This is a genomic window from Klebsiella sp. GB_Kp047, assembly GCF_040065235.1.
Classification (GTDB): Bacteria; Pseudomonadota; Gammaproteobacteria; order Enterobacterales; family Enterobacteriaceae; genus Klebsiella; species Klebsiella quasipneumoniae.
Genome location: NZ_JBEAJG010000041.1, coordinates 434,256 through 455,469, shown reverse-complemented (window position 1 = coordinate 455,469; position 21,214 = coordinate 434,256). Strand labels below are relative to the sequence as shown.

At 59.6% G+C, this 21,214-nt stretch carries 21 protein-coding genes; 10 read left to right on the top strand and 11 right to left on the bottom strand.

Features of this window, described 5'->3' with window-relative positions; genetic code table 11:
• Positions 1-163: 163 nt before the first annotated feature.
• A complete protein-coding gene (rstA, locus tag ABLV76_RS22755; RefSeq protein ID WP_017898700.1) occupies positions 164-880 on the bottom strand; it encodes a two-component system response regulator RstA in 717 nt (238 codons plus the stop codon).
• A 128-nt stretch (positions 881-1,008) separates the two neighbouring features.
• Between rstA and ABLV76_RS22750 the strand changes: the two genes are divergently transcribed.
• Positions 1,009-1,344, top strand: coding sequence for a GlpM family protein (locus tag ABLV76_RS22750; protein WP_004887053.1), 336 nt, complete (start codon positions 1,009-1,011; stop codon positions 1,342-1,344).
• Here ABLV76_RS22750 and folM read toward each other — a convergent pair.
• The 3 genes from folM to ydgH form a co-directional block, all read right to left on the bottom strand.
• Complete coding sequence (gene folM, locus ABLV76_RS22745; RefSeq protein ID WP_004887050.1) at positions 1,341-2,063, bottom strand: dihydromonapterin reductase; 723 nt, start codon at positions 2,061-2,063, stop codon at positions 1,341-1,343. The two genes, ABLV76_RS22750 and folM, sit on opposite strands and share 4 nt — an antisense overlap.
• Positions 2,064-2,099: 36 nt before the next feature.
• On the bottom strand, positions 2,100-3,482 hold the full coding sequence (locus ABLV76_RS22740; RefSeq protein WP_348878491.1) for an amino acid permease: 1,383 nt from the start codon (positions 3,480-3,482) through the stop codon (positions 2,100-2,102).
• Positions 3,483-3,659: 177 nt separating this feature from the next.
• A complete protein-coding gene (gene ydgH / locus ABLV76_RS22735) occupies positions 3,660-4,610 on the bottom strand; it encodes a DUF1471 family protein YdgH (RefSeq protein ID WP_004887044.1) in 951 nt (316 codons plus the stop codon).
• Between the two features lie 521 nt (positions 4,611-5,131).
• On the opposite strand from ydgH, the gene pntA reads away from it, so the two are divergent.
• The 3 genes from pntA to ABLV76_RS22720 all read left to right on the top strand — a co-directional run bounded on the left by pntA (position 5,132) and on the right by ABLV76_RS22720 (position 8,397).
• The gene (gene pntA, locus ABLV76_RS22730; RefSeq protein WP_348878490.1) at positions 5,132-6,661 is read left to right on the top strand and encodes a Re/Si-specific NAD(P)(+) transhydrogenase subunit alpha; all 1,530 of its coding nucleotides are present in this window, start codon (positions 5,132-5,134) and stop codon (positions 6,659-6,661) included.
• A gap of 10 nt (positions 6,662-6,671) precedes the next feature.
• Positions 6,672-8,060 (top strand): Re/Si-specific NAD(P)(+) transhydrogenase subunit beta, encoded by a 1,389-nt coding sequence (pntB, locus tag ABLV76_RS22725; protein ID WP_004887040.1) that lies wholly within the window; start codon positions 6,672-6,674, stop codon positions 8,058-8,060.
• 148 nt (positions 8,061-8,208) lie between these two features.
• Entirely contained in the window at positions 8,209-8,397 is a 189-nt protein-coding gene (locus ABLV76_RS22720; RefSeq protein WP_004887037.1) for a YdiH family protein, read from the top strand.
• A 119-nt stretch (positions 8,398-8,516) separates the two neighbouring features.
• On the opposite strand, the gene uspE is transcribed toward ABLV76_RS22720, so the two are convergent.
• From uspE to ogt, 3 genes are all read right to left on the bottom strand, one after another.
• Positions 8,517-9,467: a universal stress protein UspE gene (uspE, locus tag ABLV76_RS22715; protein WP_004887033.1), complete on the bottom strand. Its 951-nt coding sequence runs from the start codon at positions 9,465-9,467 to the stop codon at positions 8,517-8,519.
• A 138-nt stretch (positions 9,468-9,605) separates the two neighbouring features.
• Entirely contained in the window at positions 9,606-10,358 is a 753-nt protein-coding gene (fnr, locus tag ABLV76_RS22710) for a fumarate/nitrate reduction transcriptional regulator Fnr (RefSeq protein WP_004887031.1), read from the bottom strand.
• 194 nt (positions 10,359-10,552) lie between these two features.
• On the bottom strand, positions 10,553-11,068 hold the full coding sequence (gene ogt, locus ABLV76_RS22705; protein WP_200927344.1) for a methylated-DNA--[protein]-cysteine S-methyltransferase: 516 nt from the start codon (positions 11,066-11,068) through the stop codon (positions 10,553-10,555).
• A gap of 267 nt (positions 11,069-11,335) precedes the next feature.
• Between ogt and ABLV76_RS22700 the strand changes: the two genes are divergently transcribed.
• Positions 11,336-11,494: a phosphatidate cytidylyltransferase gene (locus ABLV76_RS22700; protein WP_200927343.1), complete on the top strand. Its 159-nt coding sequence runs from the start codon at positions 11,336-11,338 to the stop codon at positions 11,492-11,494.
• A gap of 32 nt (positions 11,495-11,526) precedes the next feature.
• Here ABLV76_RS22700 and abgT read toward each other — a convergent pair whose 3' ends face one another.
• From abgT to ABLV76_RS22685, 3 genes are all read right to left on the bottom strand, one after another.
• On the bottom strand, positions 11,527-13,053 hold the full coding sequence (abgT, locus tag ABLV76_RS22695) for a p-aminobenzoyl-glutamate transporter (RefSeq protein ID WP_023318148.1): 1,527 nt from the start codon (positions 13,051-13,053) through the stop codon (positions 11,527-11,529).
• A gap of 122 nt (positions 13,054-13,175) precedes the next feature.
• Positions 13,176-14,621: a M20 family metallopeptidase gene (locus ABLV76_RS22690; RefSeq protein WP_194418072.1), complete on the bottom strand. Its 1,446-nt coding sequence runs from the start codon at positions 14,619-14,621 to the stop codon at positions 13,176-13,178.
• The gene (locus ABLV76_RS22685; protein ID WP_194418071.1) at positions 14,621-15,931 is read right to left on the bottom strand and encodes a M20 family metallo-hydrolase; all 1,311 of its coding nucleotides are present in this window, start codon (positions 15,929-15,931) and stop codon (positions 14,621-14,623) included. Before ABLV76_RS22685 ends, ABLV76_RS22690 begins: the two co-directional genes overlap by 1 nt.
• Positions 15,932-16,097: 166 nt before the next feature.
• On the opposite strand from ABLV76_RS22685, the gene ABLV76_RS22680 reads away from it, so the two are divergent.
• Positions 16,098-17,006, top strand: coding sequence for a LysR family transcriptional regulator (locus ABLV76_RS22680; protein WP_048324066.1), 909 nt, complete (start codon positions 16,098-16,100; stop codon positions 17,004-17,006).
• A 101-nt stretch (positions 17,007-17,107) separates the two neighbouring features.
• Complete coding sequence (gene smrA / locus ABLV76_RS22675; RefSeq protein WP_004887017.1) at positions 17,108-17,671, top strand: DNA endonuclease SmrA; 564 nt, start codon at positions 17,108-17,110, stop codon at positions 17,669-17,671.
• Here the strand turns inward: smrA and ABLV76_RS22670 are convergent.
• Positions 17,668-18,474, bottom strand: a complete 807-nt coding sequence (locus ABLV76_RS22670) for an IclR family transcriptional regulator C-terminal domain-containing protein (RefSeq protein WP_004887014.1) — start codon at positions 18,472-18,474, stop codon at positions 17,668-17,670. The two genes, smrA and ABLV76_RS22670, sit on opposite strands and share 4 nt — an antisense overlap.
• Before the next feature lie 169 nt (positions 18,475-18,643).
• On the opposite strand from ABLV76_RS22670, the gene ABLV76_RS22665 reads away from it, so the two are divergent.
• From ABLV76_RS22665 to pcaF, 3 genes are read left to right on the top strand one after another with little or no spacing between them, the layout of a single operon-like run.
• Positions 18,644-19,330, top strand: coding sequence for a 3-oxoacid CoA-transferase subunit A (locus ABLV76_RS22665; RefSeq protein ID WP_004887011.1), 687 nt, complete (start codon positions 18,644-18,646; stop codon positions 19,328-19,330).
• Positions 19,331-19,340: 10 nt separating this feature from the next.
• On the top strand, positions 19,341-19,997 hold the full coding sequence (locus tag ABLV76_RS22660) for a 3-oxoacid CoA-transferase subunit B (RefSeq protein ID WP_004887008.1): 657 nt from the start codon (positions 19,341-19,343) through the stop codon (positions 19,995-19,997).
• A gap of 10 nt (positions 19,998-20,007) precedes the next feature.
• Positions 20,008-21,210: a 3-oxoadipyl-CoA thiolase gene (pcaF, locus tag ABLV76_RS22655; RefSeq protein WP_004887005.1), complete on the top strand. Its 1,203-nt coding sequence runs from the start codon at positions 20,008-20,010 to the stop codon at positions 21,208-21,210.
• Positions 21,211-21,214: the final 4 nt, after the last annotated feature.

Below are 21,214 nucleotides of genomic sequence, written 5' to 3'. Positions count from 1 at the left end.
AGGGGTTATGTGATGGGCTTCTGTACGGCGAAACATATTGATTTACTCAATATGACAAATGGGCGGCGGTCAGCCAGCGCGAAGGTGGCGAAAAAATGCGATGCGCTTGCCGCCGGGGAACAGGCGGTGAAACGGGCCCCTTTCAGGGCCGCAGACTGACCGCTCAGTTATCCCAGGCGTGGGGGGCGAAGAGGTAGCCTTTGTTGCGTACCGTCTTAATCCGGTAGGGTTCGGTGGCGTTATCGAGCAGTTTTTTGCGCAGGCGCGAGATAGCGACGTCAACGCTGCGATCCATCCCGTCGTAGGTGACGCCGCGTAAATTTTTCAGCAAGGCGTCGCGGTCCATAATCTGCCCGGCGTGGGTGGCCAGCTCCCACAGCAGGTCGAAATCGGCGGTGGACAGGGCGACGCTTTCTCCGCCGAGCAGCACCTGGCGGTTGACCGGGTCAATGGTCAGTGAGCCAAAGGAGATGGTCTTGTGCGGGGTCAGCGTCGAAGGCGCGCCTGTACCCGCCGGGGCGATATGCTGGCGCAAATGCAGACGCAGTCGCGCCAGCAGCACAGCCGGCGGTGTGGTCTTCAGGATATAATCGCTGGCGCCCATCTCCAGGGAGAGGATATGGTTCATATCGCTGTCGAGCGAGGTCAGCAGAACAATCGGCCCTTGCCATTGCCCACGCAGATCGCGACAGAGGGTCATTCCGTCCTTGCCGGGCAGCATAATGTCCAGCAGTACGAGGTCCGGTTTCTCCCGCGCGATCACTTCCTCTGCGCGGTCGCCGCGAGGCTCGACCACCACCTCCATATCATGCTTGCCGAGATAGGCGGCGATCAGCGCTCCTACCTCAGGATCATCCTCAACAAAAACGATTTTATTCATGTCTATTGCACATCAGTAAAAGAAGTAACATACACCGCGGCTATTTTACCCGCCATTCCTGTTTTATAAACAGCGCTAATTCCGCTATGCTGCGCTAACTTGTTGATTCATTGTTAAGGCATATGGACATGGGGCTGTTAATCAAAGGGCTGCTGGGCGCGCTGGTGGTGGTGCTGATTGGCGTGCTGGCGAAAACCAAAAACTACGCCATCGCCGGGCTTATTCCGCTGTTTCCCACCTTTGCGCTCATCGCCCACTATATTGTTGCCAGCGAGCGTGGTATTGAAGCCCTGCGCGCCACTATCGTGTTCGGCATGTGGTCGATCGTTCCCTATTTTATCTATCTGCTGTCGCTGTGGTACTTCACCGGCATCATGCGCCTGCCGTTAGCGCTGGCAGGCGCAGTGGGGTGCTGGGGGCTGTGTGCCTGGCTGTTGATTGTTGGCTGGAGCCGCTTCCACTAACGCAGAGGGCGACCGCCGTCGACGGCGTATGACCGGCCGGTCACGTAGCGGCTGGTAAACAGATAGTCGATAAGGTCGCTGATCTCTTTCTCGCCCGGGGCGATTTTCATCAGCGATTTATCCAGCGCCTGCTGACGATAGGCCTCGTCGTCACCTTCATTGAACATGATCAGCGACGGGGCTATAGCGTTGACTTTGATCTCCGGCGCCAGCTTACGGGCGAAGGAGCGGGTCATGTTGTCCAGCGCGGCCTTGCTGGCGGCGTAGGCGATATGTTTATCGCTCCCGCGCTCCACCACGTAATCGGTGATATGGATAATGTCGCTGGCGGCATGGCCGTGGCCGCGCAGGAGTTCTTCCAGCGCGTGGTTGAGCAGATAGGGGGCATGGACGTGGATCTGCATCATGCGGTTGATCACCGTGCTGAGCGGTACTCCCGGCTTCTCCGCCATCCAGTCGCTGGCGTTGTGGATGATGGCCCGCAGGCCGCTGGTATGCGATTTAACCGCTTCGGCAAAGGTCAGAATGCCGTCATCGCTGCTGAAGTCGGCCTGCAGACAGAGAGCGCCTGCCTGGCGCAGGTCATCGATCGCCGGATAGGGCGTGCGATAGCTGACGATGACCGGCTGATGTTGCTGCAGAAAATGGTGCGCCAGCGCGAGGCCGATGCGGCGGCCTCCTCCTGTGATCAGAACCGGGCGGGGCTGTAGTTCAGCCATGGGTATCTCCTTTGATTTAGGCGGCAGGGCGACCGCTTACCCCACCAGCATCCACGTTGCCGGCACAGCGGCAACCAGCAATAAACCAATTAGCGCCAATTCGCGGCGTTTGAGCGAACGATCGTGCTGGTGCGTACGCCGCGCGTACAAAAAGACCAGAAGACCCGGAGCGTAAAGTACCACTGACAACAGCAAATGCACAGGTCCCGACGCGTATAATAACCATAAGCCATAAATGCAGGCGCCGATACCCACCGCTTGATGCAGCGGACGGGTGGCGATTTTCAGCAAAAAGGCGCCGACCAGCAGATAGGGCACGAGGATCATCTCTGACGCAATAGTCAGCAGGGTGCCGTAGTCCGAACCGGTCAGCCAGATCAAAACCAGCGACGCCTGAACGCTGATATTGGTCAGCCACAGCGAAGCGGAGGGGGCGTTGTTGCGGTTCTGACGGGCTAACAGGCGCGGGAAGGCTTTGTGGGTGGCCGCGAGGTAAGGCACTTCGGCGGCCATGATGGTCCAGCTGAGATAGGCGCCGCACACCGACACGATAAGCCCGGCGGCAATCACAATTTCACCCCACGAGCCCATCAGTCTGACCATCAGTCCCGCCATCGACGGGTTGCGCATTTCGGCCAGTTCGCTACGCGGCACCACACCCAGCGACAGCAGGGTGACCAGCAGATACACCGCGAGGGCCGAAAGCACCGCGAGCAGCGTCGCGCGCCCAACGTCGCGCTTGTGACGCGCGCGTGCGGAGACCACCACCGCGCCTTCGACGCCGATGAACACCCACAGAGTGATCAGCATCGTGTTTTTAACCTGCTCCCACACCGGTACGCCCAGCGCCAGGCCGCTGAAATCGAGGCGGAACGTATCCAGCTGAAAGGCCAGGGCGGCGAGGGCGACAAACGCTCCCAGCGGCAACAGCTTGGCGAGGGTCGCGACCAGGTTAATCCCCGCCGCCGTCTGCACCCCACGCAGGACCAGAAAGTGGACTACCCACAGCAGAACTGAAGCGCCGACGATCGACTGCCAGGTGTTGCCATCGCCAAACAGGCGCAGCTCAGGGGTATCGGTGAAGAAACTGAGCGCCGAAAAGACGATCACCAGATAAGAGACATTGGCAATCACCGCGCACAGCCAGTAGCCCCACGCGGAACAGAAGCCGATCAGCTCGCCGAACCCTTCACGGGCGTAGGTGAAGATCCCGCCGTCGAGGTCGGGGCGAATACGGGTCAACAGCAGCATCGCGAAGGCGAGGAACAGGATCCCGACGCCGGTGATCGCCCAGCCGATGAGCAGAGCGGAAGGGCTGGCCACGGCCGCCATATTTTGCGGCAAACTGAATACGCCAGCGCCGAGCATTGAGCTAAGGACCAGGGCGGTCAGGGCGCTCAGGCCCAGTTTCTTTTCCATTGCATTCCCGAGGTGAAAATGGCTGTTCCAGAATATTTATTTTGCGAAATCGCATAAAAATGGAGGATTGCGCTAAGGCGCGGGATTTTACGGAGTGTCCGGGGGCCATGCAATGGCGGGGGATGAAAAAAAATGAAAAGGCGGCGATGCGCCGCCTTTTTAGCCAGTCAGCAGCGATTATTTGTACAAATCGGCGCTGATGGTGATGTTGCCGCCGCGTTCCTGCCACTGGCGGGTAATGTGGTAGTACTTCGCCCCTTTCTTCGCCGCGCGTTTCGCCGTCTGATAAGAGATTTCCGTCATGTTGCCATAGTTGCCGGTGAACTTGATGTTATCGAACGGCACCATTTGCGCCGCGGTCACTTTGTTCACTTCTTCAACTTTGGTGCCGTCCGGCAGCGTGACAGTGTAACGTCCGCCTTTCGACGACTGGGTCTCGAAGAAACGACCTACGCCGGTGCCGGAGCCAACCGCCGCGGTGGTGGCGACGCCCGGGATTTCGACGTTTTTCGCCGCTTCGCCGCCTTTGGCCAGCGCCGCGCGGCCGGCTTCAGAATCAGCCGGGATAGCGTCCGGGCTCTGCAGAACGCGTTTCTCCGCATCTTTTTTATAGATATACGCGGTAATGCGCTGGTTGCCGCCCTGGTTGGCGTCCACCTGGCGGACGATGAAGAACGCATAGGCGCCTTTCGCTTTCGCCGCTTTGGTGATGGCGTCGTTCACTTCCGGCTGACTGCGATAGAAGCCCTGGACGGTGACGGTGTCGTAAGGCATCAGCTCAACGGCCTGATCTTTCGGCAGCTCCATCACGCCATTGATGATGCGATTTTTCGGCGCATCCGCTTTCGGCGCGTCGTCTTTATAGAGGTCAGCCGTGACGCGCCAGTTGCCGCCATTGCCGTAATCCGACGTGTCGACAACATAGAATGAGGCCGCGCCGTCTTTGTCAGCTTTGCGCGATACCGCTTGCACCGCGTCGCCAATGGCATTAAACCGGCCGGTGACGACAACGCGATCGTAGGGCTTCAGCGCAGCCGCCTGCTCCGGGGTCAACTCGGTCGCTGCGTGGGCAGACAACGTGGCGGTTGTCAGGAGAGCAGACGCCAGGAGGGTGTTTTTAAGCTTCATAAAAATAATCCTTTGCCTTGCGCAAACCATATACTGGTGTTGTTGTTGACTGAAAACGTTTGATTATTGCATTTAATCGCCGTGACTGTCTGCGTCATTTTTTGCTTGCCGCCCGAATCGTATACGACGGAAAGATAACATTTTTCGATATGTTGAAAAAACAGCCGCTTGACCAGCAAAAACGATAATCGATACCACTTTTATTAGTTAATGTAATGTTAATACAATGATCTCAATGGCGATAAATGGCGTTTTATACCACTGGATAAGCGGATTATCAGGCCTGAAAGGCAAATTCAGGTAAATATTGCTGCCCGGAACCATCTGTGCTGACAATAAGCAATAAAATCAAAATTTCTGTTTTATCGCTGTAGATCACAATCGCTATTTTCAGTAGGTTATAAAAAGTTTGTTACTGTTTCATTTTGCAGACAGCGAAAGACGGCGAGGACGATTTTGCCGTCCTGTCGTTGTTGGTCAGAAAAGTAAACCATCATCAAAAACCGATGGAAGGGAAAACTATGCGTATTGGTGTACCACAAGAAAGGCTAGCCCAGGAGACCCGGGCCGCCGCCACGCCGAAGACCGTTGAGCAGTTGCTCAAACTCGGCTTTAGCGTCGCGGTAGAAAGCGGCGTCGGGAAGCTGGCCAGCTTTGACGATGAGGCCTTTGCCCAGGCAGGGGCTGAGATCGTGACCGGCGACGAGGTGTGGCAGTCTGATGTCATCCTCAAGGTCAATGCCCCGAATGACGATGAAATTGCCCTGTTGAATCCAGGAACCACGCTGATCAGTTTTATCTGGCCGGCGCAAAACCCGCAGCTGATGGAGAAACTGGCGGCCCGCAATATCAACGTGATGGCGATGGATTCGGTGCCGCGTATCTCCCGCGCCCAGTCGCTGGATGCGCTAAGCTCAATGGCCAATATCGCCGGGTACCGCGCTATCGTTGAAGCGGCCCATGAATTCGGCCGTTTCTTTACCGGGCAGATTACCGCGGCAGGCAAAGTTCCGCCCGCCAAGGTGATGGTTATCGGTGCCGGGGTGGCCGGTCTGGCGGCGATTGGCGCCGCCAACAGCCTGGGGGCGATTGTTCGCGCCTTCGATACCCGTCCGGAAGTGAAGGAGCAGGTGCAGAGTATGGGCGCCGAATTCCTCGAACTGGATTTTAAAGAGGAAGCGGGCAGCGGCGACGGCTATGCCAAGGTGATGTCCGAGGCCTTTATTCAGGCCGAAATGGCGCTGTTCGCCGCCCAGGCGAAAGAGGTCGATATTATCGTCACCACGGCGTTAATTCCGGGCAAGCCGGCGCCGAAGCTGATCACCCGGGAAATGGTTGACGCCATGAAGTCGGGCAGCGTGGTGGTCGATCTCGCCTCGCAAAACGGCGGCAACTGCGAGTACACCGTGCCGGGCGAAGTGGTGACCACCGCCAACGGCGTGAAAATTATCGGTTATACCGACCTGCCAGGCCGTCTGCCGACCCAGTCCTCCCAGCTCTACGGCACCAACCTGGTGAACCTGCTGAAGCTGCTGTGCAAAGAGAAAGACGGCAATATCGTCATCGATTTCGATGACGTGGTGGTGCGCGGTGTGACCGTGGTGCGTGAAGGCGAAATCACCTGGCCGGCGCCGCCGATTCAGGTCTCCGCTCAGCCGCAGGCCGCGGCGAAAAAAGTGGAAGCGCCGAAAGAAGAGGTGAAACCGGCGTCGCCGTGGCGCAAATATTCGCTGATAGCGCTGGCGATTATTCTCTTCGGCTGGCTGGCCAACGTGGCGCCTAAAGAGTTCCTCGGCCATTTCACTGTCTTCGCGCTGGCCTGCGTGGTGGGTTACTACGTGGTATGGAATGTCTCCCATGCGCTGCATACGCCGCTGATGTCGGTGACGAACGCCATTTCGGGCATTATCGTGGTTGGCGCGTTGCTGCAGATAGGCCACGGCGGCTGGGTCAGCTTCCTGAGCTTTATCGCGGTACTGATCGCCAGCATTAATATTTTCGGTGGTTTTACCGTGACTCAGCGCATGCTGAAAATGTTTCGCAAAGGATAAGGGGTAGCACATGTCTGGTGGATTAGTTACAGCTGCATACATTGTTGCTGCAATCCTGTTTATTTTCAGCCTGGCGGGTCTGTCGAAACACGAAACCTCGCAGCAGGGCAACTATTTCGGCATCGCCGGGATGGCCATCGCCCTGATCGCCACTATTCTGGGTCCGGACGCCGGCAACGTCGGCTGGATTATCCTCGCGATGGTGATCGGTGGGGCAATCGGTATTCGTCTGGCGAAGAAGGTCGAAATGACCGAGATGCCGGAGCTGGTGGCCATCCTGCACAGCTTCGTGGGCCTGGCGGCGGTGCTGGTAGGGTTTAACAGCTACCTGCAGCATGAAACCGGCATGGAGCAGATTCTGGTCAATATCCATTTGACCGAAGTGTTCCTCGGCATCTTCATCGGCGCGGTGACCTTCACCGGTTCGGTAGTGGCGTTTGGTAAACTGCGCGGCAAGATCTCCTCCAAACCGCTGATGCTGCCTAATCGCCATAAGCTTAACCTGGCGGCGCTGGTGGTTTCCTTCATCCTGATGGTGATTTTTGTGCGCTCCGATAGCACCGGCACCCAGGTCCTGTGCCTGCTGGTGATGACCGCGATCGCGCTGGCCTTCGGCTGGCACCTGGTGGCCTCCATCGGCGGCGCGGACATGCCGGTGGTGGTCTCGATGCTCAACTCCTACTCGGGCTGGGCGGCGGCGGCGGCGGGCTTTATGCTGAGCAATGACCTGCTGATCGTCACCGGCGCGCTGGTGGGCTCTTCCGGCGCCATTCTCTCTTACATTATGTGTAAGGCGATGAACCGCTCCTTTATCAGCGTGATCGCCGGCGGCTTCGGCACCGATGGTTCCTCCAGCGGTGGCGATGAAGAAGTGGGCGAGCACCGCGAAATTAGCGCCGAAGAGACGGCGGAGATGCTGAAAAATTCGCACTCGGTCATCATCACCCCGGGCTACGGTATGGCGGTGGCCCAGGCGCAGTATCCGGTGGCAGAAATTACCGAGAAGCTGCGGGCGCGCGGCATTAAGGTGCGCTTTGGCATTCACCCGGTCGCCGGCCGTCTACCGGGACATATGAACGTCCTGCTGGCGGAGGCTAAAGTGCCTTACGACATCGTGCTGGAGATGGATGAGATCAACGATGATTTCAGCGATACCGACACCGTGCTGGTCATCGGCGCTAACGATACCGTCAACCCGGCGGCGCAGGACGATCCGAAGAGCCCGATCGCCGGCATGCCGGTGCTTGAGGTGTGGAAAGCGCAGAACGTGGTGGTCTTTAAGCGTTCGATGAACACCGGTTACGCCGGCGTACAGAACCCGCTGTTCTTTAAAGAGAACACCCATATGCTGTTCGGTGATGCCAAAGCCAGCGTCGATGCGATCCTGAAAGCGCTGTAATGTAACATTATTGTTTTACAACGTTTGTTTATAAGCCGTCTCCTGTGAGACGGCTTTTTTATATGCACTGGGATACCAGGGATTGTTCATAAAATAAGCGGTAAAAGGTGATATAATGTTCCGGTTATTACATCAGACAGAGGATATTATGGATACCGAGTTAACCCCAACGCAGATGGCCATCGAATTCTTACGCCGCGATACCACCGTCATGACTCCAGCGCAGTATCTGAAAAAACTTAAACTGCTGGAACTGGAGTTTGCTGACCTGATGGCGCTCTCCTCGCTGGAGCTGAAAGAAGAGATCGATCTGGCCTGGCGTCTGGGTATCCACTGAGTCGTTCAGGGTCGCCATGCCATGACGGGGCCGCAAGCGGCCCTTTTTTGTGCCTGAGGGAAAGCGGGCAAAAAAATCCCCCGCGAGGCGGGGGATGATGAACGTTCCGGGAGGGAAGGTTAATCGTCGTCGTCGTCGTCCAGTTCCACCGGCGTCTGATAGGCCTCTGGTTTAAGCACCAGCAGATCGCAGCGCAGGTGGTCGACAACCTGCTCCGCGGTATTGCCAAGGAACGCCGCGGAGAGGCCGGTTCGTCCGACCGTACCCAGCACCACGATCCCCGCCTGCAGATGCTCGGCGAGATCCGGGATCACCTCCTCAGGCAACCCTTTTTCCACGTGGGTGAATTTCTCGTCAATGCCAAACTTCTGCCGCAGGGCTTTCATCGCCAGCAGATGCTGGCCGCGGATGGCGTCGTTGTAGACGCTGGGATCGAAATCCGGCAGCTCAATCGCGATATTGATCGGGGTGACCGGATAGGCGCCGATAAGGTGCACTTCAGTGTGGTTGACTTCTTCCGCCAGCGACAGGGTCTCGCGCACCAGCTTCTCGTTGAGGGTGTTGTGATAATTTTCTTCACTGGCCAGATTGACGGCGACCAGCGCTTTACCGCCTTCTGGCCATGGCTGGTCTTTCACCATCCAGACCGGGCAAGGGCACTTACGCAGCAGATGCCAGTCGGTCGGGGTGAAGATCACCGCTTCCAGCTTGTCGTGTTGGTGGGCCATCTTCAGCAGCAGGTCGTGTTTCTCACTGATCACTTCCTGAATAATGGCTTCGAAGGGGCGGTTGTGCCACACCACCTTCACGTCAATCGGCACACCGGATTCAAGATAGAATTTCGCCTGCTCGCGGATCCAGGCCGTTCGTTGGGCAATGACGCCCTGACGCATCGCCGTCCGTTCATCCGGCGACAACAGGGTGGTCATTTCATAAGAAAAATCATAGATCGGCAAAAAGGCTTTGATGCGTCCACCAATCCGTTGGTGCAGGTACACCGCTCGCCTTAGTGCCGGCTGGTCGTCCTGGTTAGGATCGATTACTACCAGCATGCTCTGATACTTCGCCATACAGGGTCTCCTTACAACTGCAGCTACCGTCAGTTATTAAAAAGATAACCTATATGGATGAATTGAAACAGGGGAGGAGCCTGGTCAGATCAACAAATCTGAAAAAATTGCCGATCCTGACCAGGTGTTGCGCGGAGATTAAGCGACGTTACGCGCCTGACCGGCCAGCTGGGCCAGCAGGTCGCCGTTTTCAATGGTGATGTATTTGCCTTTCACCGCCAGCATGCCGCTCTTCTGGAAACGCCCCAGCAGACGGCTGATGGTTTCGACGGTGAGGCCGAGATAGTTGCCAATGTCGCCGCGGGTCATGGTCAGACGGAACTCACGGGGAGAGAAACCGCGCTGCGCGAAACGGCGGGACAGGTTATAGATAAACGCGGCCAGGCGCTCTTCGGCGTTCTTTTTGGAAAGCAGCAGGATCATATCCTGGTCGCCTTTGATCTCACCGCTCATCAGGCGCATCATCTGCTGACGCAGATTCGGCATTTTTCCGGAAAGATCGTCGAGGGTTTCAAAGGGGATCTCGCATACCATCGACGTTTCCAGCGCCTGGGCGAAGCTCGGGTGCAGGCCGGTGCCGATGGCGTCAAAGCCCACCAGATCGCCCGCCAGGTGGAAGCCGGTAATCTGCTCATCGCCTTGCTCGGTGATGGTGTAGCTTTTGATGGTCCCGGAGCGAATGGCATACAACGATTTCAGCTCATCACCGGCTTTGAACAAGGTTTGACCTTTCTGGATGGGCTTTTTCCGCTCGATAATATTATCCAGCTGATCAAGCTCGTGCTCGTTCAGAGTAAAGGGGATGCAGAGCTGGCTGATACTGCAATCCTGACAATGGATAGCACAACCGCCAGACTGAATGCGTCGAATAATTCGCTTCTCAGGGATCATATGTCTGCTCAGGCCTTAATTGATATTGGTCAATTTTAACATCTTTTTGATGAGCAGGTAAGTCTTCAGGCTCTGAAACACGTAATATCAGCAGGGGAAATCAAAACAGGCTGATATCTGCTTGATTAAAAATAGATTATTCAGCCACATTTGATTGTAAAATTACCTGAAAATTCCAGAAAAGGCATTTTCAGTCAAAGCAACAGATAGCCCTCGTGGCGCAGAAGCCACTCTTTACGCTGCACGCCGCCGGCATAGCCGGTCATCGTACCGTTACGTCCGATGACCCGATGGCAAGGCACCACAATACTCACCGGGTTGGCGCCATTGGCGGCCCCCACCGCGCGCGCCGCGCCGGGACGACCAAGCGCTTCGGCCAGCTGACCGTAGTGCATCACCTGGCCGCAGGGGATATCGCGCAACGCTTGCCAGACCTGGCGCTGGAAAGGGGTGCCGGCGGTAGCGGTAGGCAGGGTCTCGATAACGGTCAGGTCGCCGGCAAAATAGTCGTTCAGCTTACTGCTGAGACCGCCCGGATTGCGGCAGTCGACGCGCTGATAGCCTTCCCGGCGATAGTGTACGTCGAGCAGGGTTTCCATCCGATCGCGGTGCTCGTCCCACTCGACGGCGCGTAAATTAAACTGTTCGTCGCAGAGTACCCACAGCGCCCCCAGCGGGGTATCCATTTTATCCTGCAGCAAGGTCAACATCGTTTCAGTCATCCACCATCGTACACGAGGGCCACACGATACCACGCGCCGGCGGCGGTCAACTATACTCCCAAAAGATAAACCCGTATCCCCGGCCGGCATTCAGCAGCAGGTACCTTGATTTATTTTTGGATCGATCCTCGCGGGTTATCGGGCATGGTTTTTGCTACTTTTAAGCTGACGACGCCGGTCCTCCGCGCCGCTTTGCGCGCCCGGGAAGGTGCCACCGCGTCGTCGCGGCGCGGTTAATAACTCAGAGGTGGGGCTATGCAATATATACTGACTGGCGTAATCGTATTGATCTGCAGCGGCCTGGTTATCCACGGCCTCACGCTGTTGCTCGAACGCGGGTATCGCGCGCTTTTCGGCATCTTCGCCGGAGCCGCAGATGTCCCCCGTAAGGTCAAAATGAAGGTGCCGCGTTAAGAGTAAGCAGCCGTCCCTGGCGCTTCAGCGGCTTAAGGGAGCCGCGGATAAATGCCAGGGCCGATGGGCAGTCCTGCCAGATACCAGCCCACCAGCAACAGCAGCCAGACGGCGAGAAAAATCAGCGGATAAGGGAGCACCAGCGAGTAGTAAGTCCCGAGGCGGGCGTCGGGTCGGTAGCGCTGTAAAAAACCGAGAAACAGCGGTACAAACGGTGAAACCGGCGCCAGCGGCAGCACCGATGAATCGGCGATGCGAAACAGGATCTGCGCAAACGCCGGGTGAAAGCCCAGCAGCATAAACATCGGCACGAAGATCGGCGCCAGAATCGACCAGATGGCCGAGCCGCTGGCGATAAACATGCACAGAAAAGCCGACAGCAGCGCCAGACCGACAAACGCCGGGACGCCGTTCATGCCGGCGCTCTCCAGCAGGTCCGTCAGGCCAACGGCCATAAACTTGCCCATATTGCTCCAGTTGAACATCGCCACGAACTGCGCCAGCGGGAAGACCATCACGATAAATCCGGCCATCTCTTTCATCGGCTCAATCATCAACTGCGGCAGATCGGCCTGACGGCGAATTTTGCCGGTGGCGATGCCGTAAGCCAGCGACACGACAAAGAAGAAAAAGATGATCAGCGGCACGATGCCTTTGATAAACGGCGAGGGCATCACCGTGTGCTGAACCGGATCGCGAAGAATGCCGTTTTCAGGAACCACCATCAGGGCGATGACCGCCACGAACGCCAGCGTTGCTACCCCGGCGATGCGCAGGCCGAAACGCTCCTCAGTGGTCAGGGTTTGCAGCTTTTCGTCGCGGCTGCCTTGCCACTGTCCGAGCCTCGGCTCCACCAGCTTGTCAGTGATTAAACCGCCGACGAGGGTCAGGAGGATCACCGAGGTCGCCATAAAGTACCAGTTGTCGATCACGCTGACGTGCAGAGAGGCATCGATGGATTTGGCCGCCTCGGTGCTGATCCCGGAGAGCAGCACGTCGGTGGTGACGATCAGTAAATTGGCGGTAAAGCCGCAGCCCACGCCGGCTATCGCCGCCAGCAGGCCGGCGACCGGATGCCGACCGACAGCGAGAAACATCAGCGCCCCCAGCGGCGGCATGATCACCAGCGCGGCGTCGGAAGAGATATGGCTGAAAAAGGCGATGAATAGCACCATATAGCTGGCATAACGGGCGCTAACGTGGGAGGCCATCTTGACCATCAGCGCGGGCAACAGGCCCACCCGCTCGGCAAAGCCGGCGCCCAACACCAGGGCGAGGATCGCCCCCAGCGGCGCGAAACCGCTGAAGTTTTTAATCACGTTCGGTAAAAACCAGTGCAGCCCTTCCACGCTGAGCAGGTTTTTGACCACCACCCGCGACCCGTCCGCAGGGTTTTGCACCCCGACGTTGAAGGCGGAGAGTATCGCCGTGGCGGCGATCAGCGCCACGATAAGATAGATAAACAGCAAAAACGGGTGCGGGACCTTATTACCGATCTTCTCTACCCAGCCATAGCGCTTTCCGGCGGGGGAAGGCGACGGTATGGATGACATACTCATGGGCGTTCCTCTGTTGTCGTTGTTGTGTTGGGCAGGCCTGCTCCCGTACTGCCGGCGGTTATTATGGTCGGTGCGTGCCGCTATGCCGGTCAGCGTCTGTCAGGAGCGGTCTGGTCTTATGGTTATCGTAAAACCGACGGTCTCACCTCCGCCGGAATCGGGCAGCGGTAAGGATGTTCGGCCAGCGCCTGCCTGAGCTCTCGCTGGCTGGCCTCCAGCAGCGCGCGGTCGCTGAATAAACGGATCGCCGTCGCCGCGAGGACTTTCCCCGCCAGCAGCATCCCTTTATGGGCGATGGCGGTGCGTCCCTGGCTCACCAGCTGCCAGCTGTGCAGCGGGGTACCCACCGCGAAGCAGGGGCTGAAGCATTGGGCCACCGGCGCTTTCCAGCTGACGTCGCCGACGTCGGTGGAGCCGGCGAGAATCGTATCCGTGGCCGCCCACGGCGCCACCTCATCAATCAGCAGCGTATCGCGGTGGCGACGAGCGAAGGTTTTCCCCGCCTCGCCGCCGGTGCCGGCGATATTGTTCAGGCTGTTGTTGATATCGTTGGCGCTGAGAGTGGCGCGGATCGCCGCGGCAAAGGCGCGATCGTCGTCGCTCCATGCCGGCGTGCCGTAATGCGCTACCGCCTGATACATCGCCGCTTCGAGCGTGCGGTTGGGCAGATAGCTGGAACAGGCTTTTTCAAAGCGGCAGCTGACGTGGGTCTCGGTCATTAGCGCGGCCCCCTGGGCAATCTTCTCAATGCGGGCGAAGATCTGTTCTACATCTGCCATCTCCGGGGCGCGGATCAGATACAGCACTTCCGCCTGGGCCTGGACGACGTTGGGCGAGACGCCGCCGGTATCGGTAATGGCGTAATGAACCCGCGCCTTTTCGATAATATGTTCATTCAGGAAGTTACTGCCGGTGGTCATCAGGGTGACCGCGTCCAGGGCGCTTCGCCCCAGGTGCGGCGAATTGGCGGCGTGGGCGGCGGTGCCGGTAAAGCGCCACGCCGCCTGAATGTTGGCGAGAGTGCGGGTGCTGAACATCCCGGCCCAGGCCTCCGGATGCCAGGTGAGGGCCGCATCGACGTCATCAAACAGCCCTTCGCGCACCATGAACGTTTTGCCCGAGCCGCCTTCTTCCCCCGGGCAACCGTAGAAGCGCAGGGTGCCCGCGCCGCCGTGCTGCTGCAGCCATTTTTTGGCGGCAACCGCCGCGGCGAAAGCCGCTGTCCCGAGCAGGTTGTGCCCGCAGCCGTGACCGTTGCCCCCCGGCGTTGACGATGTCGGCTCCGCGCAATGGGCCTGCTGGCTGAGACCCGCCAGGGCGTCAAACTCGCCAAGCAGGGCAATAACCGGTTGGCCCTCGCCGAGGCTGGCGATAAAAGCATTGGGGATCCCGCCAGCATCACGGGTTAGCTGGAAACCTTCCGCTTCCAGGGCGTCCGCCAGCCGCCGGGCGGACCAGAACTCCTCAAAGCGCGTCTCCGGGTGGTCCCAGATATCATCGGCGATGGCGCAATAGGTCTCGTGGCTTGCCTCAATTACCTCTTCAACAAACTGAAAAATCGGGTCCATCACACCCCCCGCTGCCAGGGAAAGTTAAGCGCGACGCGCGCCAGGGTGTCGACCGCGACCGTCATTACGCTCTCGTCGAAGTCAAACTTCTCGTTGTGATGACCGGCGCTCAGTTCGGTGCCGAATATCATGTATGACGCAAGGCCGCCGCGCGCCTGGACCCGGGACATCATCAGGGTGGCGTCTTCCGATCCCGCCGGGGCGGCGATGCGATCCACCGCCTGCTGCACGCCGGGCACCCGCGCGGCCTGTTCGCGCAGGTACGCCACCCACGCCGGCGACGGGGCGCTGGCGGTGGCGGCCCCCATCATGCGTAACTCGTACCCGGCTTGATACATCGCCGCGGCCCCGGCGATGACGTGCTGCGCCCGGTCAAAAACATACTGGTTGACGGCTTCGCTTTCGCCGCGGGTTTCCACTTTTAACAGAGCCGAGGAGGGCACCACGTTGCGTCCGGTGCCGGCCTGCATCACCCCGACGTTGACCCGCGAAGCGCCGGCGCTGTGCGGTGGGATGGCGTGCAGGGCAAGGGCGGCCTGGGCGGCGGCGAGCAGCGCGTTGCGCCCATCTTCAGGCTTGCCGCCGGCATGAGCGGCCACGCCGCTGAACTGCACATCGAATTTGGTGGTGGCCATAAAGTTGTCGCCACCGCACACCACGGTGCCGACCGGGACGCCGGTGCCGATATGGATGGCGGTAAAATAGTCCACCTCGTCCACCACGCCGGCGGCCACCATCGCGCGGGCGCCGCGGGTACCCTCTTCAGCAGGCTGGAAAATCAGTTTAATGACGCCATTGAGCTGGGCGACATACTGCTTGAGCACATGCGCCAGCCCCAGCCCGATGGCAGTATGCCCATCGTGGCCGCAGGCGTGCATCATGCCGGCGTTGCAGGAGGCGAAATGGTCGCGATGGGGGCGATGGCTGTCATCGTGCTGCTCATTGAGGTCGAGGGCGTCCATGTCGACGCGAAAGGCCAGGGTTGGGCCGGGACGTCCGGTGTCGAGCGTCGCCACCACGCCGGCGAACCCGCCTTCAAACGCCGGCAACCAGCGTTCCGGCGCCCCTTGCTCGCGGGCGCGCTCGAAAGCCTGGGCCAGGGTCTCCTCATCCGGCAGCCCCATCCGGCTGTCGGCATCGATGACGTCGCGCCCCAGCGCCAGCTGGTAGCCGAGCCCGTCGAGGATCTCCGCCACCTTACTGGCGGTGCGAAACTCCAGCCAGCCGGATTCAGCGTGCAGGTGAAAATCGCGGCGCCATTGGGTCATGGCTGGCGCCAGCTGGCGCAGGTATTCATCAAGTTGCGGCATAGCTTATCCTGTCATAAGTAAAAAATGTGATGGCGTTCACGATGTGATAGCTTTTATTTATCACTGACGCGCTACAGGCCTTAACGCTCTTAACCTGCCACAGCCTGATGGATTACAGTAGATGTCATTTTCTTGCGTCTGATAAACAACGGTTATCACCAAAAGCATGGCCTTTCAGATCAAATTTCATCAAATTCGCGCCTTCGTCGAGGTGGCCCGGGAAGGGAGTATTCGCGGCGCCAGCCGCTCGCTGGCGATCTCGCAGCCGGCCCTGACCAAAGCGATTAAAGAGCTCGAGGAGGGGCTTTCCGCTCAGTTGTTCGTCCGCCGCCGCCAGGGGGTGGCGCTGACTGACAATGGCGAAAGTTTTTATCAACATGCGAGCCTGATCCTTGAGGAGCTGCGGGCGGCGCAGGATGAACTGCTGCAGCGTCAGGGAGAGCAGGCCGGGCAGATCAATATTGGCCTTGGCGCCAGCGTCGCCCGGTCGCTGATGCCGTCGGTGATCTGCCGCTTTCATCAGCAGCATCCTCAGGTGAAGGTGCGGATCATGGAGGGCCAGCTGCTGGCGATGATCAATGAGCTGCGCCAGGGGGAGCTGGATTTCACCATCAATACCTACTATCCCGGGCCGTACGACCATGAGTTCAGCTTTGAAAAACTGTTTGAGAAACCGTTCGCGGTGTTCGCTCGCGCGGGGCATCCGGCGGCGCAGGCCACCTCGCTGGTGGAGCTGATGGATCACCACTGGACCATGCCGACGCCGCGCGGCAGCTACTTTAAACAGCTGCAGGACAGGTTTAATCAGGCCGGGCTGGCGCCAAAGGTGAATATTGTGTGCGAGACCTTCTCGTCGTGCATCAGCCTGGTGGTGAAAAGCGATTTTCTCAGTATCCTGCCGGTGGAGCTCGGCAACGATCCGCTGATGGCGGACAAGCTGATGATGATCCCCGTCCGCGAAGCGTTGCCGACGGCGGCCTATTTTCTGATCCAGCGGCGCGACACCCGACAGACGCCGCTAACGGCGTCATTGATCACCCTGTTTCGCCGCCAGAGTCGACAATGTTTTCCTTAACCGCCCGTCGCGCTCACTTTGCCAGCAGACGGGGATAAACGCATTGAGGGGGGAGCGCGAGGCGGCTATAGTAGCTGGCGACAGCCGCTGGAGGAGAGCCCATGAACCTTGATGACAAATCCCTGTTTCTTGACGCCATGGAAGATGTCCAGCCCCTGAAACGTAACAATGACGTGCACTGGCATCCCGGGCGCAACAGTCGCGCCCCGCAGCGCGTCGACACCCTGCAACTGGATAATTTTCTCACTACCGGCTATCTCGATATCGTACCGCTCGCCACGCCGCTGGAGTTTAAGCGCGAAGGGCTGCAGAGCGGCGTGCTGGATAAGCTGCGGCGGGGGAAATACGGCCAGCAGGCGAGCCTCTCCCTGCTGCGCCAGCCGGTGGAGCAGTGCCGGCAGATGCTCTTCGCCTTTATGGTGCAGGCGCAGAAAGAGGGGTTACGCAATGTGCTGATCGTTCACGGCAAAGGCCGCGACGATCAGTCCCACGCCAATATCATCCGCAGCTATCTGGCGCGCTGGCTGGAAGAGTTGCCGGAGGTGCAGGCCTTCTGCGCCGCGCTTCCGCACCACGGCGGCAGCGGCGCCTGCTATGTCGCGCTGCGTAAATCGGCCGAAGCGAAGCAGGAGACCTGGGAGCAGCACGCCAAGCGCAGCCGTTAGCGCATCAGCAGCGTCAGCTCACGGGCGGCTTTTTGCAGCTCCGGCAGCACGCGGTCGATCATTTCGCGGGCCGACATCTGGCCCGCATGCACCCCGACGTTGAGCGCCGCCTGCACCTGACCCTGGGCGTTAAACAGCGGTACCGCGAGGGAGCGCAGGCCCATCTCCAGCTCCTGATCGTTGAGGGCATACCCCTGTTGATGCACCCGTTTCAGCTCGGCGCGCAGCTTCGCCACCGAGTCCACCGTCTGCGGGGTATAGCGGATCATGGTTACCCTGGCCAGCATATCGTTGAGCTTCTCCTCTGGCTGATGGCTGAGCAGCACCCGGCCCATCGAGGTCGCCCACGCCGGAAGGCGGCTGCCGATATCGAGGTCGATGGTCATGATCCGCGAGCTGGAGGCGCGGGCGATATACAGAATATCGTCGCCATCGAGGGTGGCGATGGAGCAGGACTCGTTGAGCATTTCGCTCAGATGCCGCAGCACCGGCTGCGCCGAACGCGCCAGCGGCGTCGAGGCCAGCCAGGCGTGACCGAGGGCCAGGATCCGCGGCCGTAGCTGAAAGTTTTTACCGTCTTCGGCATAGACGAACCCCAGCTTGCTCAGGGTATACAGGCAGCGGCGCACCGCGGCGCGCGGAATACCGGTCTTCTGACTGATCTGTGAGATAGACAGCAGGGGCCGCTGCGGCGTGAATGCCTGAATGACCTCCAGGCCGCGCGCCAGCGAGGCCATAAAGTTAGGATCGCCCTTAAACGGATCGCCGTCGCCGGTCAGTAAATCGTCTGGATGCTTATCCATTTCTGTTCCCCATATTTGCCATCGATCACATTCTTTCGCTAAAGATAACCGATGTTCGATTATCGCACCATATTTCGATTATCGCCCTTGACCGACATCGTTAAGCGGGTCACATTTTGTGCGAACAACGAATAAAAGTGCGATTACCGCACATCAATGGAGCGACCTGATGATTGATAAAAGCGTATCGACGCTGAGCGAGGCCATCGCCGGGATCCACGACGGGGCGACTATTATGATCGGCGGCTTTGGTCCTGCCGGCCAGCCGACCTTTCTGATTGACGCCCTGATTGACCAGGGCGCCCGCGACCTGACCATCATTAACAACAACGCCGGCAACGGCGAAGTGGGGCTCGCGGCGCTGCTGAAGGCTGGCCGGGTGCGCAAAATGATCTGCTCCTTCCCGCGCCAGGTCGATTCACAGATTTTTGATGACCTCTATCGACGCGGCAAAGTGGAGCTGGAGCTGGTGCCGCAGGGCAACCTCGCGGCGCGGATCCAGGCCGCCGGCGCCGGGCTGGGCGCGGTCTTTACCCCCACCGGCTACGGCACGCCGCTGGCGGAAGGGAAGGAGACACGGGAAATCGACGGCCGCCACTATGTGCTGGAGTATCCGATCAAAGCCGATTTCGCGCTGATTAAAGCTCACCAGGGCGACCGTTGGGGCAACCTGGTGTATCGCAAGGCGGCACGCAACTTTGGCCCGATTATGGCGACGGCGGCGAAAACCACCATCGTTGAAGTCTCGCAGCTGGTGTCGCTGGGCGACCTCGACCCTGAACACATTATCACCCCCGGCATTTTCGTCCAGCGCCTCTTCTCGCTGGAAAACCTGACTGCCGCACAACGTGCCTGAGGAGCCCGAGATGCAAAAACTGACCCGTGACGAAATGGCCCAGCGCGTGGCCCGCGATATCCCCGAAGGCGCTTACGTTAACCTCGGTATTGGCCTGCCGACCCGGATTGCCAATTACCTGCCCGCCGACAAAGAGGTGTTCCTGCATAGCGAGAACGGCCTGCTGGGCATGGGGCCGAAACCGCTGCCTGGCGAAGAAGATCCGGAGCTGATCAATGCCGGAAAAGAGTACGTCACCCTCCTGCAGGGCGGCTGCTATTTCCACCATGGCGACTCCTTTGCCATGATGCGCGGCGGCCATCTCGATATCTGCGTGTTGGGGGCCTATCAGGTCTCCGCCAGCGGCGATCTCGCCAACTGGAGCACCGGCGCGCCGGACGCTATCCCGGCGGTCGGCGGGGCGATGGATCTGGCCATCGGCGCTCGCCAGGTGTTTGTGATGATGGACCATCTGACCCGCGACGGCGAGTGCAAGCTGGTGGAACAGTGCAGCTATCCGCTGACCGGGGTCGGCTGCGTTAGCCGGATCTATACCGACCTGGCGGTGATCGACATTACCGACCGCGGCCCGGTGGTGCGGGAAATCTTTAACGGTCTCTCTTTTGAAGAGCTGCAGCGCATCACTCCGGTGACGCTGACCTTTGAACAACTGGCGGAAAGCGCGTAAGGAACCTATGATGAATCAGGCATTTATCTGTGATGCGGTGCGTACACCCTTTGGCCGTTTTGGTGGTACTCTGGCGACGATGCGCGCCGACGACCTCGCGGCGCTGCCGCTGAAAGCGCTGCTGGAGCGTAACCCGGGGCTGGATCCCTCGCGCATTGACGATGTGATTCTGGGCTGCGCCAACCAGGCCGGGGAAGACAACCGCAACGTGGCGCGCATGGCGCTGCTGCTGGCCGGGCTGCCGGAGAGCGTGCCCGGTAGCACCATCAACCGCCTGTGCGGCTCCAGCCTCGACGCGATCGGCGTCGCGGCGCGGGCGATTAAAAGCGGTGAAACGCAGCTGATGATCGCCGGCGGGGTGGAGAGCATGTCCCGGGCGCCGTTTGTGATGGGTAAAGCGGAGAGCGCCTTTAGCCGCAACATGCAGATGGAAGATACCACCATCGGCTGGCGCTTTATTAACCCGCAGATGAAAGCCTTGTACGGTGTCCATTCCATGCCGGAGACGGCGGAAAACGTCGCCGATGAGTTTGCCATTTCCCGCGCCGATCAGGACGCGTTCGCCTTGCGCAGTCAACTGCGCGCCGCCGCGGCCCAGGAGGCAGGACGTTTCGCCGATGAGCTGATCGCCGTCCAGGTGCCGCAGCGCAAAGGCGAGCCGCTGCGGTTTAGCCGCGATGAACACCCGCGCAGCACCTCGCTGGAGGCGCTGGCTAAACTGCGCGGCGTGGTGCGCGCCGACGGCAGCGTCACCGCCGGGAATGCCTCCGGCGTTAACGATGGCGCCTGCGCGCTGCTGCTGGCCAGCGAAACCGCGCTGGCGGCCAACGATCTTCAACCGCTGGCCCGGGTGGTCGGCGTGGCGACGGCGGGGGTGGCGCCGCGCATTATGGGCTTTGGCCCGGCGCCGGCGGTGCGGAAGGTGCTGGCGCAGACCGGCCTGACGTTAGCCCAGATGGACGTGATTGAGCTGAATGAAGCCTTCGCCGCCCAGGCGCTGGCGGTGACCCGCGATTTGGGCTTACCGGACGATGCCGCCCATGTGAACCCCAACGGCGGGGCGATCGCCCTGGGGCATCCGCTCGGCGCCTCCGGCGGCCGCCTGGCGATGACCGCGGCTTACCAGCTGAAACGGACCGGCGGCCGCTACGCGCTGTGCACCATGTGCATCGGCGTCGGGCAGGGGATCGCCCTGATTATTGAACGTGTTTAAGGAG